A 13,234-nucleotide genomic window follows, 5' to 3' on the forward strand; every position below is an offset into this window, starting at 1 on the left:
GGCAGGGTCCGAGGCGTGACCGGCGTGTCCGCCCTGCCCGGCGGCTCCGTCACGTCTTCAGTAGCCGCGCCCGGCACTCCTCGACGTCGAAGGTGCCCGCCGGATAGGCCGGGTCCATCAGCTCCAGGTGTTCCAGCAGCAGCTTGCTGATCGCCCAGTTGCGGTACCACTTGCGGTCGGCGGGGACCAGGTACCAGGGGGCGGCGTCGGTCGAGCACTTCTCCAGGGCGAACTCGTAGGCCTCCTGGTAGGCGGGCCACAGCGCCCGCTCCTCGATGTCGCCGATGTTGAACTTCCAGTGCTTCTCCGGGTTGTCGAGCCGGGCGAGCAGCCGGTCGCGCTGCTCCTCGTAGCCGATGTGCAGGAAGACCTTGACGATGGCGACGCCGTCGTCGGCGAGCGACTGCTCGAAGCGGTTGATGACGCTGTACCGCTTGGACCAGGTGGCGCGCGGCACGAGGTTGCGGACCCGGGCGATCAGCACGTCCTCGTAGTGCGAACGGTCGAAGATGCCGACCTCGCCGGGCTCCGGCAGCGCCTTGCGGATCCGCCAGAGGAAGGGGTGTTCCTTCTCCTCGTCGGTCGGCGCCTTGAAGGCGCGCATCCGCAGCCCCGACGGGTTGAACTGTCCGACGACGTGCTTGACGGTGCCACCCTTGCCGGAGGTGTCCATGCCCTGCAGCACCAGCAGCAGGGCGCGCGGGTCGCCCGCCGTGCTCTGCGCGAAGAGCCGCTCCTGGAGGTCGGCCAGCCGCAGGCCCATCTCGGCGGTCTCGGCCAGCGCCCGCTTCTTGTTCGGCGGGCCGCCGGGGGTGCCGGCGGAGTCGTGGCCCTTGAGCCTGACCGGGCCGTTGCCCGGCCCGATGCGCAGCAGGGAGCGGATGTCGACGGCCGAGGCGCTTCCGCTCTTCCCGCCCTTGCTGTTCTTCCCGTCCTTCGCCATGCCTTGATCGTGCGACGGATCAGGCAGTGGCGCCAGTGCCCGCCAGTCGCTTGGCGTCACGGGCGAGCGCGGTGAGCCGGGATATCGCGCGGAAGTACTTCTTGCGGTAGCCGCCGGCCAGCATCTCCTCGCTGAAGATCTGGTCGAACGGTGTGCCGGAGGCCATCACGGGCACCTCGCGGTCGTACAGCCGGTCGGCGAGCACCACCAGCCGCAGCGCCGTGGCCTGGTCGCCCACCGGTTGTATGCCCCGCAGGAAGACGGCGTCGACGCCGTCGCACAGCGCGCCGTAGCGGCTGGGGTGGACCCGCGCCAGGTGGTCCAGGAGCGGGCCGAAGTCGTCGAGCGAGGCTCCCGGCGTACGGTCCGCGGCCTCGGTGACCTGCCGGTCGGTGAAGGGCGACGGGGCCTCGGGCAGCCCGCGGTGCCGGTAGTCCTGGCCGTCGATGCGCAGCGGGAGGAAGCGGGAGGACAGCCCCTGGATCTCGCGCATGAAGTCGGAGGCGGCGAAGCGGCCCTCGCCGAGCTTGCCCGGCAGCGTGTTCGACGTGGCGGCGAGCTTCACGCCCGCGTCCGCGAGCTTGCCGAGCAGGGAGGACACCAGCACGGTGTCGCCCGGGTCGTCGAGCTCGAACTCGTCGATGCAGACCAGCCGGTGGCCGCTCAGTGCGTGTACGGCCTGCTGGAAGCCGAGCGCCCCGACGAGGTTCGTGAGCTCCACGAACGTGCCGAACGCCTTCAGCTCGCGCGGTGCGGGGGCCGCGTGCCAGAGCGAGGCGAGCAGGTGGGTCTTGCCGACGCCGTAGCCGCCGTCGAGGTAGACCCCGCCGGGCCCGGACGAGGCTGCCCCGGCTTCGCGCCGGAACCAGCGCCTCTTGCCGCCGTTGACCGCGGTCGCCCCGCCGAGTGTCGCCGCGAAGCCGCTGAGCGTCTTCACCGCGTCCGTCTGGCTGGGCTGATCCGGGTCCGGCAGGTAGTTGTCGAACCGGACGGTGTCGAAGCGCGGCGGCGGCACCATCTCAGCGACCAGCCGGTCCGCGGGAACGTGAGGGGTCCGTCCGCACAAGGTCGCCGGGCCTCCGGCGACGTGGGAACCGGCGGTCTGGGCGAGGGCGGAGACAGGGGTTGACACAACCATTCAGCCTAGTCCCTCCGGCACACAGCTCCACGGGAGTGTGGCGGACCCCACTCCTGGCCACGGGCGGCCTGGCTCGTCCTGACGCCGATCGCCGGCCGGGCCGAGCTGTCACCCTCACGTGTCGGTCGGACCGGATTCGGGCCGCGGTCTGCTCCCGAACGCTTGGCGGGCTGGGGTTTCGCCCCGGGTGCCGGGCGGGCTGATCCGGCCGGCGGCGTGCCAGACTGCGGGACATGCGCCGTCTTTATCCCGTGCCCCGGGCCGATGAGACCCTCGGCTCCCTCGACTCCCTCGACGCGCTCGCGGATGCGTACGCGTATCCGGACCGGGCCGCGGGCCCGTGGCTGCGGGCGAACATGGTGGCGTCCCTGGACGGGGCCGCCTGGCATGAGGGGAAGTCGCAGGGGTTGTCGTCCTCGGCCGACCTGCGGGTGTTCGGAACGTTGCGGGCGCTGGCCGATGTGGTGGTCGTCGGCGCGGAGACCGTTCGGCAGGAGGGCTACCGGCCGGCGAAGGCGCGTGAGGCGTTCGCGGAGCGGCGGGCGGCCGCGGGCCAGCCGCCCGCAGCGGTGATCGCCGTGATCAGCGCGAGCCTGGACCTGGACTTCTCGCTGCCGCTGTTCACCGCGCCGCTGATCCCGACGTTGATCCTGACCGGCGCCGCAGCGCCGTCGGACCGGGTGGCGGCCGCCACGAAGGCCGGCGCGCACGTCGTCACGGCGGGCGACGGGGCCGGCGCCGATCCGGTGCGGGCCGTCCGCGAGCTGGCGGAGCTGGGGCTCACGCGGCTGCTGCACGAGGGCGGTCCGCGGGTGTTGGCACAGTTCACCGCTGCCGGGGTAGTCGACGAACTATGTCTGACCATCGCCCCACTCCTGACCGCGGGAGATGCCCCGCGGATCATGAACGGTCCCGGAATCGCCGTGCCGGAACGTTTCTCCCCGACGTCGATCCTCGAAGAGGACGGTTTCCTGTTCACCCGTTACACCCGCGGCTGACAATCTGCGGAATATGTCGTTCCGTTTGCTGTCGTGCGGGAACACTTACCCCGCGTGCCCCGTACGGAGTCGGGGCAGGATGGTTTCTGTGCCGGCCCGGTGGCCCACGAGAAAGAAGGACGCGTCCGTGTTCACGACCGTACTCATGATCGAGAAGCCGCTCGCCCCCGCCGATGTGGAGCTCGTGACCACACTCCACGGCGACGAGCCCGTCTCCTTCGTCGTACTCATGCAGCCGCGCGGCGACCAGGACCGGCTTCTGCGGGCCGTGGACGATGTCGCCCTCGGCTATCTGGACGACGCCGCCAAGGAGCGAGAGGTACCCGAGGGACAGGAGGCCACCCTTCCGGCCGAGCGGGCCCTGAGCCACTCGCTCGCCTCGCTGCGCGCCACCGGCGCGGAGGCGATCGGTGAGGTGGTCGAGGACCACCCGCTGGACCTGCTGAAGTCGGTGGTGGAGCAGACGCACGCCGACGAGGTGATCGTGCTCACGGCTCCGCACTTCGTGGAGGAGTTCTTCCACCGCGACTGGACGTCGCGGGCGCGGCACAAGGTGGGCGTTCCGGTACTGAAGCTCTTCGCTCAGCATGATTAGAAACTGCTGAACACAGCGCGCCCCCGGCCGTTCCGGCCGGGGGCGCGCTGTGTTCAGATGCGGCCGATCAGGGCCGGCCCGTTGGCGTCGGCGCCGCGTCGAGGCGGCCGTCGGTCATTTCGTGGAGGCGGTCGGCGCGGTTCATCAGGGTGCGGTCGTGGGTGACCATGACCGTCGCCGTGCCGTGCTCGCGGGTCACCCGGGCCAGCAGGTCCACGATCTGCGCGCCGCGCTCGTGGTCGAGGGCGGAGGTCGGTTCGTCGACCAGCAGGACCGCCGGGCGGCCGAAGAGCGCGCGGGCGATGTTGACCCGCTGGCGCTCGCCGCCGGAGAGCTGGTGCGGCCGCCGGGCGCGCTTGGACGCGTCGAGGCCGACCGAGTCGAGCAGCGCCCCGGCCCGTTCCCAGGCCGCGCGCACCGGGCCGCCGCGCAGGTGCTCGACGACGAGCAGCTGCTCCAGCGCGGTCAGCGAGCCGAGCAGGTTGGACTGCTGGAAGACGATGCCGATGTGCTCGCGGCGCAACGTGGTGCGCTCCCCGCCGCTCAGCCGGCCGGTGTCCCGGCCGGCCACGACGACCCGTCCCGAGTCGGGCCGCAGCAAGGTCGCGGCCACCGCGAGAAGGCTGGACTTGCCGGAGCCCGACGGCCCGGCCACCGCGAGCAGTTCGCCCGCCGCGACCTCCAGACAGACGGCGTCGAGCGCGGTGAGGCGGCGATCCCCGTCCGGATAGGTGAGCCGGACGGAGTCGAGCGTGAGGGCGGTCATCGGTTGGCTCCCAGCGCGGTCAGCGGGTCGACGGAGGTGATGCGGGCGATCGCGAGGGCCGAGCCGGCCAGGCCGAGCAGCACCATGACGGCAACGGGCACCCCGACGGTGGCCGGGCCGACCGCGAAGGGCACCGCCGACGCGGCGACCGCGCCTCCCCCCGCCCCGATCGCGCCACCGAGCAGCGCTCCGCCGCCGAGCACGGCCAGCGCCTGCGCGAGCGCGTCGCGCACCAGATAGCCGCTGCTCGCGCCGATGGCCTTGAGCACCGCGACGTCGGGCTTGCGCTGCACCGTCCAGACGGTGAAGAACGCGCCGGTCACCAGGGCGCTCACCGCGAACAGGAACACCTGGATCATCTGCAGGCTGAGGTGCTCGGCCTGGTAGCCGTCGATGCCCACGAGCGCGTCGCCGCGGGCGACGGCCCTGGTGCCCCGCGCCGCGTCGACCGCCGCGAGGTCCGCCGCGGACTGGCGCACTGCCAGCACGGTGGGCTGCCGCTGCCCGCTGATCCGCTGCCAGGTGGCGAGCGTGGTCCAGACGGTCGCGGCGTGCCCGTGCGAGCGGGTGGCGGTGATCCCCGACACCGTCACCTTCTCGGTGCCGAGCCCGAGCGTCCCGCCAGGGGCCACGCCGTAGGTGTCCGCGACCGACTGACTCACCGCGACCTGGCCGTCGCGCGGGGCGCTGCCGGAGAGCAGCGGCGGCAGCAGGGTCGCGGAGCCGCCGAAGAGGCTCACCGAGCCCGCGGCGGCGGCGCCGGCGGCCCGGGTCATCGCGACACCCAACGGCTCCGCGGACGTCACCCCGGCGGTGCCGGCCCAGGCCGCGGCCTGGGCGTCGCTGATCGTGCTGCCGCTGAACGACACCTCGGCGGCGGCCCCGGCCGGAGCGCCGAACACGATGTCGTTGGCGGGCAGCCCGTCGACGGCCGACGAGGCGTCGCGTCCGAGCCCGTCCGTCAGCCCGTACAGGAACACCACGAGCGTGGTGATGAGCGTGACAACCGCGCCCATGAGGGCGAACCGCCCCTTGGCGAATCTGATGTCACGCAGTGCGACGAACACCTTCTGGACCCTCCTGGGTTCTGCGGCCCGGGTTCTCCGGTACTCCCTCAAGGCTGTCCGGCCGGGCCGCCGCTGCCATCAGGGAGAGGACCGGTACCGGAATCCATCGAAAGGTTGATGCCACGGCCCCGCCGGGGGCGTCCGGTGCCCCGTACCCTCGGTGGATGTGAGCAACTCCGGCATATCCCTGTCCTCGGAACGGCCCCCGGGCCGTCGCACGGCCGAGGACACCCCCGCACTGCGCCTGATGCGCGCCGCCCTGCACGGCACGTTCTTCGTGCTGCTCGCCGTGGCGCTCGGCCCCGTGGCGTTCGGCAGCAGGCCGGTGGCGCTGCTGGTGCCGGGCCTGCTGCTCGGGCTGGTCTACGGCGCGGGGGTGCTGCGCGAGCGCCGGGAGCCGTCGCGGGCCTGGGTGCTGGGCTGGCTGACGGCCGTCACCGCCCTGTGGATCGGGCTGCTGCTCGCCGACCGGGACTTCAGCTATGTCGTCTTCCCGCTGTTCTTCATCCATCTGCACGTTCTGCCGCCGCGCTGGTCGCTGCCGGCCGTCGGCGCCGCGACCGCCCTGATCGTCGTCGCGCAGTCGCAGGGGCCGGGCGGCCTCACCGCGGCGAAGGTCATCGGGCCGTCCGCGGGCGCGGCCGTCGCGGTGCTCACCGCGTTCGGGTACGCGGCGCTCTATCGCGAGAGCCGGCAGCGCCAGCGGCTCATCGACGACCTGGTGCGGACGCGGGACGAGCTGGCGGCCTCGCAGCGCGAGGCGGGCCGGCTCGCCGAGCGGCAGCGGCTCGCCCGGGAGATCCACGACACCCTCGCCCAGGGGCTCTCCAGCATCGTGCTGCTGGCCCGCGCCGCGGACAGCGCGCTGCTGCCCGGCGGGGCGGGCGCCGGCACGGCGAGCGAACGGATCCAGGAGGCCGGGCGCACGGCGTCGGAGAATCTCGCCGAGGCCCGCCGCTTCGTGCAGGACCTCACCCCGCCGGCCCTCCAGGACGCCGCCCTGCCGGAGGCGCTGCGCCGCATCACGGCCGCCTTCGGTTCGGGCCCGCAGGCCCGGCTGGTCGACGCGCACCCCGCCCCGAAGATCGTCTTCCGGCTGGACGGCGACCCGTACCCGCTGCCCATCGAGGCGGAGGTCGCCCTGCTGCGGCTCACCCAGGAGGCGCTGGCCAACGTCGCCCGGCACGCACGGGCCCGCAACGCCGCCGTGACGCTGGTCTTCCTCGACGGCCAGGTGACGCTGGACGTCTACGACGACGGGGTCGGCTTCACCCCGCAGGACCCCGGCGCCCCGCAGTCGCCGCCCGCCGGCGAGCGCGTCACGTTCGGCCTGCACGGCATGCGCGAGCGCATCGCCGACCTCGGCGGCACCCTGACCGTCGAGTCCGCGCCGGGCGAGGGCACGGCGGTCGCCGCGGCACTGCCGGTGCCCGCGGCTGCCGCGGTGGTGCCGGAGCCCGCGGTTGCCGCGGTGGTGCCGGAGCCCGCGGTTGCCGCGGTGGTGCCGGAGCCGGACGCACAGCCGGTGCTGGTCCCGGTGCCGTGGTGATCCGGATCCTGATCGTCGACGACCACCCCGTCGTACGGCGCGGCCTGCGCGCCATGGTCGACGACCTGCCGGAGCTGGAGGCCGTGGGCGAGGCCGCCGACGGCGCCGAGGCGCTGCGGCTGCTGGCCGGCGGGACCGTACCGCGTCCTGACGTGGTCCTCATGGATCTGCAGATGGGCGACGGCATGCACGGCGTGGAGGCCACCCGGCGGATCACCGCGCTGCCGGACCCGCCGGCCGTCCTCATCCTCACCACCTACAGCACCGACGCCGACATCCTGGCGGCCGTCGAGGCCGGCGCCACCGGATATCTGCTCAAGGACGCGCCTCCGGAGGACGTCGCCGGCGCCGTCCGCTGCGCCGCCCGCGGCGAGACCGTGCTGGCCCCGCCGGTCGCCGCCCGGCTGCTGGGGCGGGTCCGGTCGGGGCGGCCGACGTTGTCGCCCCGCGAGGCCGAGATCCTGCAGCTGCTCGCCGAGGGGCTGGCCAACAAGCAGATCTCCCGCCGGCTCTTCATCAGCGAGGCCACCGTCAAGACCCACCTCGTGCACATCTACGACAAGCTCGACGTCGACAGCCGCACCGGCGCCATCGCGGCGGGCCTCAGCAGCGGTCTGATCCGGGCCTCCTGACCGGACCCGGATCCGGCACCGACCGCGCTGCGCCGGGCGTGCGGGGGGAAGTGCGAGAATCGGGGCTGCAGGCAAGCCGTTCGAGACGTCCCGGGAGATCCACGTATGAGCCCCACCATTCCCTCCACGATGGACCGACCGCACTTCATCGGCATCGGCGGAGCCGGAATGTCGGGGATCGCCAAGATCCTCGCGCAGCGCGGCGCCAAGGTCGCGGGCAGCGACGCGAAGGACTCCAAGACGGCCGAGGCGCTGCGTGCCCTGGGGGTCGCGGTGCGCATCGGCCATGACGCCCGGCATCTGGCCGCCGACGCCACCTGCGTGGTCGTCTCCAGCGCAATCCGCGCGGAGAACCCGGAGCTGGTGGCCGCCGCCGAGCGCGGTGTCCCGGTCGTGCACCGGTCCGACGCGCTCGCCGCGCTGATGGACGGCACGCGCCCGATCGCGGTGGCCGGCACGCACGGCAAGACCACCACCACCTCGATGCTCGCGGTCAGCCTCACCGCGCTCGGCCTCGACCCCTCGTACGCCATCGGCGGCGACCTGGACGCGCCCGGCTCCAACGCCCACCACGGCGGCGGCGAGATCTTCGTGGCGGAGGCGGACGAAAGCGACCGCAGCTTCCACAAGTACGCCCCCGAGGTCGCGATCATCCTCAACGTGGAGCTGGACCACCACGCCAACTACGCGTCGATGGACGAGATCTACGACTCCTTCGAGACGTTCGTCGGCCGGATCCGTCCCGGCGGCACGCTCGTCGTCTCGGCGGACCAGGCGGGCGCCGTCGAGCTGACCTCGCGGGTCCGCGACATCGGCGGGCTGAACATCGTCACCGTCGGGGAGTCCGAGGGCGCCGACCTGCGCATCACCAAGATCAACCAGCGGGGTCTGACGAGCGAGGTCACCGTCCTGCTCGACGGCCGGATGCTCACCTTCACCGTGTCCGTGCCCGGCCGCCACTACGCGCACAACGCGGTGGCCGCGCTCGCCGCCGGTATCGCGCTGGGCACGCCCGCCCGCAATCTCGCCTCGGCGCTCGCCAAGTACACCGGCGTCCGGCGCCGCCTGCAGCTCAAGGGCGAGGTCGCCGGCGTCCAGGTGATCGACTCGTACGCCCACCACCCCACCGAGATGACCGCCGACCTGGAGGCCATCAAGGGCGCGGTTGGGGGCCCCTCCCGGCCGGAGGTTGGGGGAGGGTCCCGGGTGCTGGTGGTCTTCCAGCCGCACCTGTTCAGCCGCACCCGCGAGCTGGGCGTGGAGATGGGCCAGGCGCTGGCGCTGGCCGACGCCTCCGTGGTGCTGGACATCTACCCGGCCCGCGAGGACCCGATCCCCGGCATCACCAGCGCCCTGATCATCGACGCGGCCACCGCCGCGGGGGCCGACGTGACGGCCGAGCACGACAAGAACGCGATCCCGGACGTGATCGCCGGAATGGCCAAGCCCGGCGACCTTGTTCTCACTATGGGCGCGGGCGACGTGACCGACCTCGGTCCCCTCATCCTGTCCCGCCTGGAGAGCCAGAACTGAGGAGCAACGGCATGCCGTACGAAGTCGAGAAGTCCGACGAGCAGTGGCGCGAGGAGCTGTCCCCCCAGGAGTACGCGGTCCTGCGCGAGGCCGGCACCGAGCGACCCTTCGTCGGCGAGTACACCGACACCAAGACCACCGGTGTCTACTCCTGCCGTGCCTGCAACGCCGAGCTGTTCCGCTCGGACACGAAGTTCGAGTCGCACTGCGGCTGGCCCTCCTTCTACGACCCGGCCGACTCGGCCGCCGTCGAGCTGATCGAGGACCGCAGCATGGGCGCGGTCCGCACCGAGGTCCGCTGCGCGAAGTGCGGATCCCACCTCGGCCATGTCTTCGAGGGCGAGGGCTACGGCACGCCCACCGATCAGCGCTACTGCATCAACTCGATCTCGCTCCGACTCCAGCCTGCCGACACCGACTGACCTGCACCTGCAATGACGCTCCCCTGGGGCACCCCCGAGTTCCTCTCCGGGTAACCCGGGTGCCCCGGTGCTGAGCCGGCGGCTCGCCGACCTGCTGCACGATGAGCTGTGCCGTTCGGCCCTGGGTGAGGAGGCATTTCAGCCAGCTCACATCACGGCGCCCTGCAATGGTCACGTCAAATCCAGCCGGCGAGGCGATGAAAGAGGCATGACTGCTCTGGACTCCCTCGCCACCGCTGAACCCGAAGCGGCCGCCCCCTCCACAACCAGCTCGGCAACGATCACGAGCCCGCGCTACTCCGTGTCGCTGGCCCGGGACGCGGCCGACGTCCGGGCCGCGCAGCGCCTGCGCCACCAGGTGTTCGCGGGTGAGATGGGAGCGCTGCTCGACTCCCCGGAACCCGGCTGGGACATCGACTCCTTCGACGCCCACTGCGACCACCTGATCGTCCGCGAGGACAGCACCGGCACGGTCGTCGGCACCTACCGGCTGCTGCCGCCGGAGCGGGCGGCCGCGGCCGGACGGCTGTACGCGGAGAGCGAGTTCGACCTCTCCCGGCACGCGGCGATCCGCGGCGACCTGGTCGAGGTCGGCCGGTCCTGCGTCCACCCCGACCACCGTGACGGAGCGGTGATCAGCCTGATGTGGGCGGGTATCGCCCGCTATCTGGTGCGGACCGGCCACAACTGGCTGGCCGGCTGCTGCTCGGTGCCGCTCGCCGACGGCGGGACGTCCGCCGCCGGGGTGTGGGACACCGTCAAGGCCCGTCATCTGTCGCCCGAGGAGTACCGGGTGCGGCCGCTGCGCGCCTGGGATCCGACGGGCGTCGAACGTCCGCGTCCCGGCGGCCGCAACGCCCTGCCGCCGCTGCTGCGCGGCTATCTGCGGCTGGGCGCCTGGGTCTGCGGAGAGCCCGCGCACGACCCGGACTTCGGCGTCGCGGACCTGTACGTCCTGCTGTCGCTGCGCCGGACCGACCCGCGCTACCTGCGGCACTTCCTGTCGCTGGCCCCCACCCAATGAGACTGCTGACGCGATCGTCACCCGCGATGGTGACGCCGGCCGTCGTAGCGGCACCCCCTGCTCCGACGCTGCCGCTGAGCGCCCCGTACTGGCTGCCGAGCGCGCCCTGCACACCTGGGGACTGCCTGACCGGGACCTCCGCGGCCGTCGGACGGCCGCGCCAGGCGGCCCGCTGCGCGGCGGGGATCGTGGTGGTGGCCGTCGGGCTCGCCCTGGCGCCGCTGGTGCGCTGCTGCCGTCCGGCACTGCGGGACCGGCTCGTCCGGGCCTGGGCCCGAACCGTGCCCGCCGCCTTCGGGGTGCGGGTACGGATCCGGGCGTCCGGTGCGGCGGAGCGCGTCCCGGCGGCCGGTGTGCTGGTGGTGGCCAACCACATCTCGTGGCTGGACATCCCCCTGGTCGCCGCCGTCCGCCCGGCCCGGATGCTCGCCAAGAGCGAGGTCGCGTCCTGGCCGGTGCTGGGCGCCCTGGTGTCCCGCGGCGGCACTCTGTTCATCGAACGCGACCGGCTGCGCGCCCTGCCCGGCACCGTCGCCCGGATCGCCTCGGTGCTGCGCGGGGGCGCCGCGGTCGTGGCGTTCCCGGAGGGCAGCACCTGGTGCGGGCGACAGCAGGGCCGCTTCCGTCCCGCCGTGTTCCAGGCGGCGCTGGACGCGGGGGTCGCGGTCCAGCCGGTACTGATCCGGTACCGCCTCCAGGGCGCGGGTCCGGCCACGGCGGCCGCGTTCGTCGGCGAGGACACGCTGGTGGCCTCGCTGCTCCGGGTGACCGCCGCCCGCGGCCTCGTCGCCGAGGTCACCGTCCTGCCCCCGATCCCGCCCGGCGCCCACCCCGACCGCGGCTCGCTGGCCCGGGCGGCCCAATGGGCCGTCGCCGAGCCGGAGAACGACCCGCAGGACCGGCACGACCGCCCGGCGACCGCGCCCGTACGGCGCCCGAAGGGCCGGGCCGTCAGCGCCGCGAGCTGAGGGCGCACGCGACCGCGGTCGCCGCTGCCGCCACCACGGCCGCCAGGCACAGGGGCAGCAGCGGCAGCGCAACCGCGCCGGTCTGCGAGCCGCTGACCAGGCCCGACACGGCGGCGTTGGCGGGCGAGCCGCCGACGACCAGCACCAGCAGGGCGGCCAGCCCGGAGACCGGGATCGCCCAGCCTGCGCGGCGCAGCACCGGCGGGTTGGTGAGCGCGCCGACCGCGACACCGAGCAGCGCGGAGACGAGCGCGGCCAGCAGCCCGGCCGCGATCGCCGGGCCGAGCGGGACCGCGTGCCGGTGATCGGCGGTGTGCGCGTCGCTGATCACCGCCACCACGACCACCCCGGCCGCGCCGAGGGCGACGGCGCCGATCAGCGCCGTCAGCACGCTCGACAGATGCACCCGGCCCGGTCCCGCCGCCGCGGCGGCGCAGGCCCGCGCGGCGGGCGGCTCGTTGGTGACGCACACCCGCACCAGCCAGGCGGCGACGGGGAGCATCCCGGCGGCGGCGAAGGCCAGTGAGTCGAGCAACGGCTGCCCGGACGACACCCCGATGGCCATGATCACGCCGTAGAGCAGCACGGGTGGCAGCCAGCGCTGGGAGCGGAGCAGCAGCGCGGCCTGGTAGCGGATCAGGGCGGTCATCCGGTGTCTCCCCGGGTGTCGGCGGAACTCGCTCCGGAGCCGGAACCGGCCTCCGAGGCACCTGGGCCCGAAACCCCCGGGCCTGAGGCACCTGGGCCCGGCTCCGGCCGGACGGCCCGGATGTGCCAGGGCGGGTCGGCGGTGAGCAGGGCGCGCAGGACCGCGTCGGACTCATGGGCGGGGACCGTGAGCCGGAGACGGCCCGGTACGGCGGGCCCGTAACCGGGTGCGCCGGGCAGGGCCGGTGGTTCGCCTGAGCCCGACGCTTCGACGACCACCCGTGGGACGTCCGCTCCGTCGTGCGCCGCGTCCGGAAGTGCGTCCGCCACCGCATCCGGCACCGTCACGGCCGTGAGCCGGCCGTCCGCGAAGCGGTGGACCCCGGTCGGCTCGCCCGCGAGCCGCCGCGGGTCGTGGTCGACGAAGACGACGGCGCCGCCCGCGGCGACCCGCTCGCGTACCGCGTCGTCGAGGACGGTGCGGGCGGCCGTGTCCAGGCCCGTCCACGCCTCGTCCAGGACCAGCAGCCGCGGCTCGGGGAGCAGGGCCTGAATGACCGCGATCTTCTGCGCGGTGCCCTTGGACAACTGGTCCATCGGCGTGCGGGCGTGCCCCGTCACCCCGAACCGCTCCAGCCATTCCCCCGCGCGCCCGGCGGCCGTCGCGCGGCGCAGGCCATGGATGGCGCCGAGGTGGACGAGGTAGCCGTGGGCGTCGAACGGCAGCGCGGGCGGGAAGCGTTCGGGCACGTACGCGGTTGCCGGGCGTCCGGTGATCCGCCCCACGGACGGCCGGTCGACGCCCGCGACGATCCGCAGCAGCGTCGACTTCCCGCTGCCGTTGGAGCCCTCGACGCGCAGCAGCGAGCGCGGTGGCACGTCGAGGTCCACGTCCCGCAGCACCCAGTGCCCGCCGAGGCCGTAGCGCCGGCCGACGCCCTCCAGCCTCAT

General features: G+C 73.6%; 14 protein-coding genes. 8 read left to right on the forward strand and 6 right to left on the reverse strand.

The features are described from left to right. Positions 1-49: 49 nt before the first annotated feature. Both AC07DC_RS24135 and zapE read right to left on the reverse strand, forming a co-directional pair. Positions 50-943, reverse strand: coding sequence for a PPK2 family polyphosphate kinase (locus tag AC07DC_RS24135; protein ID WP_478916535.1), 894 nt, complete (start codon positions 941-943; stop codon positions 50-52). Positions 944-962: 19 nt separating this feature from the next. Continuing rightward, positions 963-2,081 carry a cell division protein ZapE gene (gene zapE, locus AC07DC_RS24140; RefSeq protein WP_478916536.1) on the reverse strand — a complete coding sequence of 373 codons (1,119 nt, stop codon included), beginning with the start codon at positions 2,079-2,081 and terminating at the stop codon, positions 963-965. Between the two features lie 233 nt (positions 2,082-2,314). On the opposite strand from zapE, the gene AC07DC_RS24145 reads away from it, so the two are divergent. Continuing rightward, positions 2,315-3,079, forward strand: a complete 765-nt coding sequence (locus AC07DC_RS24145) for a pyrimidine reductase family protein (RefSeq protein ID WP_478916537.1) — start codon at positions 2,315-2,317, stop codon at positions 3,077-3,079. A 127-nt stretch (positions 3,080-3,206) separates the two neighbouring features. Then, complete coding sequence (locus AC07DC_RS24150; RefSeq protein ID WP_478916538.1) at positions 3,207-3,674, forward strand: indole-3-glycerol phosphate synthase; 468 nt, start codon at positions 3,207-3,209, stop codon at positions 3,672-3,674. A 67-nt stretch (positions 3,675-3,741) separates the two neighbouring features. Here the strand turns inward: AC07DC_RS24150 and AC07DC_RS24155 are convergent, their stop codons facing one another. Together AC07DC_RS24155 and AC07DC_RS24160 are read right to left on the reverse strand one after the other, a co-directional pair. Then, positions 3,742-4,440 (reverse strand): ABC transporter ATP-binding protein, encoded by a 699-nt coding sequence (locus tag AC07DC_RS24155; RefSeq protein WP_478916539.1) that lies wholly within the window; start codon positions 4,438-4,440, stop codon positions 3,742-3,744. Beyond that, positions 4,437-5,507 carry an FtsX-like permease family protein gene (locus AC07DC_RS24160; protein ID WP_478916540.1) on the reverse strand — a complete coding sequence of 357 codons (1,071 nt, stop codon included), beginning with the start codon at positions 5,505-5,507 and terminating at the stop codon, positions 4,437-4,439. The genes AC07DC_RS24155 and AC07DC_RS24160 overlap by 4 nt, the downstream gene beginning before the upstream one ends. A 166-nt stretch (positions 5,508-5,673) precedes the next feature. Here AC07DC_RS24160 and AC07DC_RS24165 point away from each other — a divergent pair, with 166 nt between their 5' ends. The 6 genes from AC07DC_RS24165 (at position 5,674) to AC07DC_RS24190 (ending at position 11,635) form a co-directional block, all read left to right on the forward strand. Further along, the gene (locus tag AC07DC_RS24165) at positions 5,674-7,056 is read left to right on the forward strand and encodes a sensor histidine kinase (protein WP_478916541.1); all 1,383 of its coding nucleotides are present in this window, start codon (positions 5,674-5,676) and stop codon (positions 7,054-7,056) included. Then, on the forward strand, positions 7,053-7,688 hold the full coding sequence (locus AC07DC_RS24170) for a response regulator (RefSeq protein ID WP_478916775.1): 636 nt from the start codon (positions 7,053-7,055) through the stop codon (positions 7,686-7,688). The genes AC07DC_RS24165 and AC07DC_RS24170 overlap by 4 nt, the downstream gene beginning before the upstream one ends. A 105-nt stretch (positions 7,689-7,793) precedes the next feature. Next, positions 7,794-9,221, forward strand: coding sequence for a UDP-N-acetylmuramate--L-alanine ligase (gene murC, locus AC07DC_RS24175; protein WP_478916542.1), 1,428 nt, complete (start codon positions 7,794-7,796; stop codon positions 9,219-9,221). An 11-nt stretch (positions 9,222-9,232) separates the two neighbouring features. Continuing rightward, complete coding sequence (gene msrB, locus AC07DC_RS24180) at positions 9,233-9,643, forward strand: peptide-methionine (R)-S-oxide reductase MsrB (protein ID WP_478916543.1); 411 nt, start codon at positions 9,233-9,235, stop codon at positions 9,641-9,643. 208 nt (positions 9,644-9,851) lie between these two features. After that, entirely contained in the window at positions 9,852-10,667 is an 816-nt protein-coding gene (locus tag AC07DC_RS24185) for a GNAT family N-acetyltransferase (protein WP_478916544.1), read from the forward strand. A gap of 26 nt (positions 10,668-10,693) precedes the next feature. Beyond that, positions 10,694-11,635 (forward strand): lysophospholipid acyltransferase family protein, encoded by a 942-nt coding sequence (locus AC07DC_RS24190; protein WP_478916545.1) that lies wholly within the window; start codon positions 10,694-10,696, stop codon positions 11,633-11,635. Here AC07DC_RS24190 and AC07DC_RS24195 read toward each other — a convergent pair. Together AC07DC_RS24195 and AC07DC_RS24200 are read right to left on the reverse strand one after the other, a co-directional pair. Next, on the reverse strand, positions 11,619-12,284 hold the full coding sequence (locus AC07DC_RS24195; RefSeq protein ID WP_478916546.1) for an ABC transporter: 666 nt from the start codon (positions 12,282-12,284) through the stop codon (positions 11,619-11,621). The genes AC07DC_RS24190 and AC07DC_RS24195 overlap by 17 nt on opposite strands. Beyond that, complete coding sequence (locus AC07DC_RS24200) at positions 12,281-13,234, reverse strand: ATP-binding cassette domain-containing protein (protein WP_478916547.1); 954 nt, start codon at positions 13,232-13,234, stop codon at positions 12,281-12,283. Before AC07DC_RS24200 ends, AC07DC_RS24195 begins: the two co-directional genes overlap by 4 nt.

Source organism: Streptomyces sp. NPDC045021 (assembly GCF_056432645.1).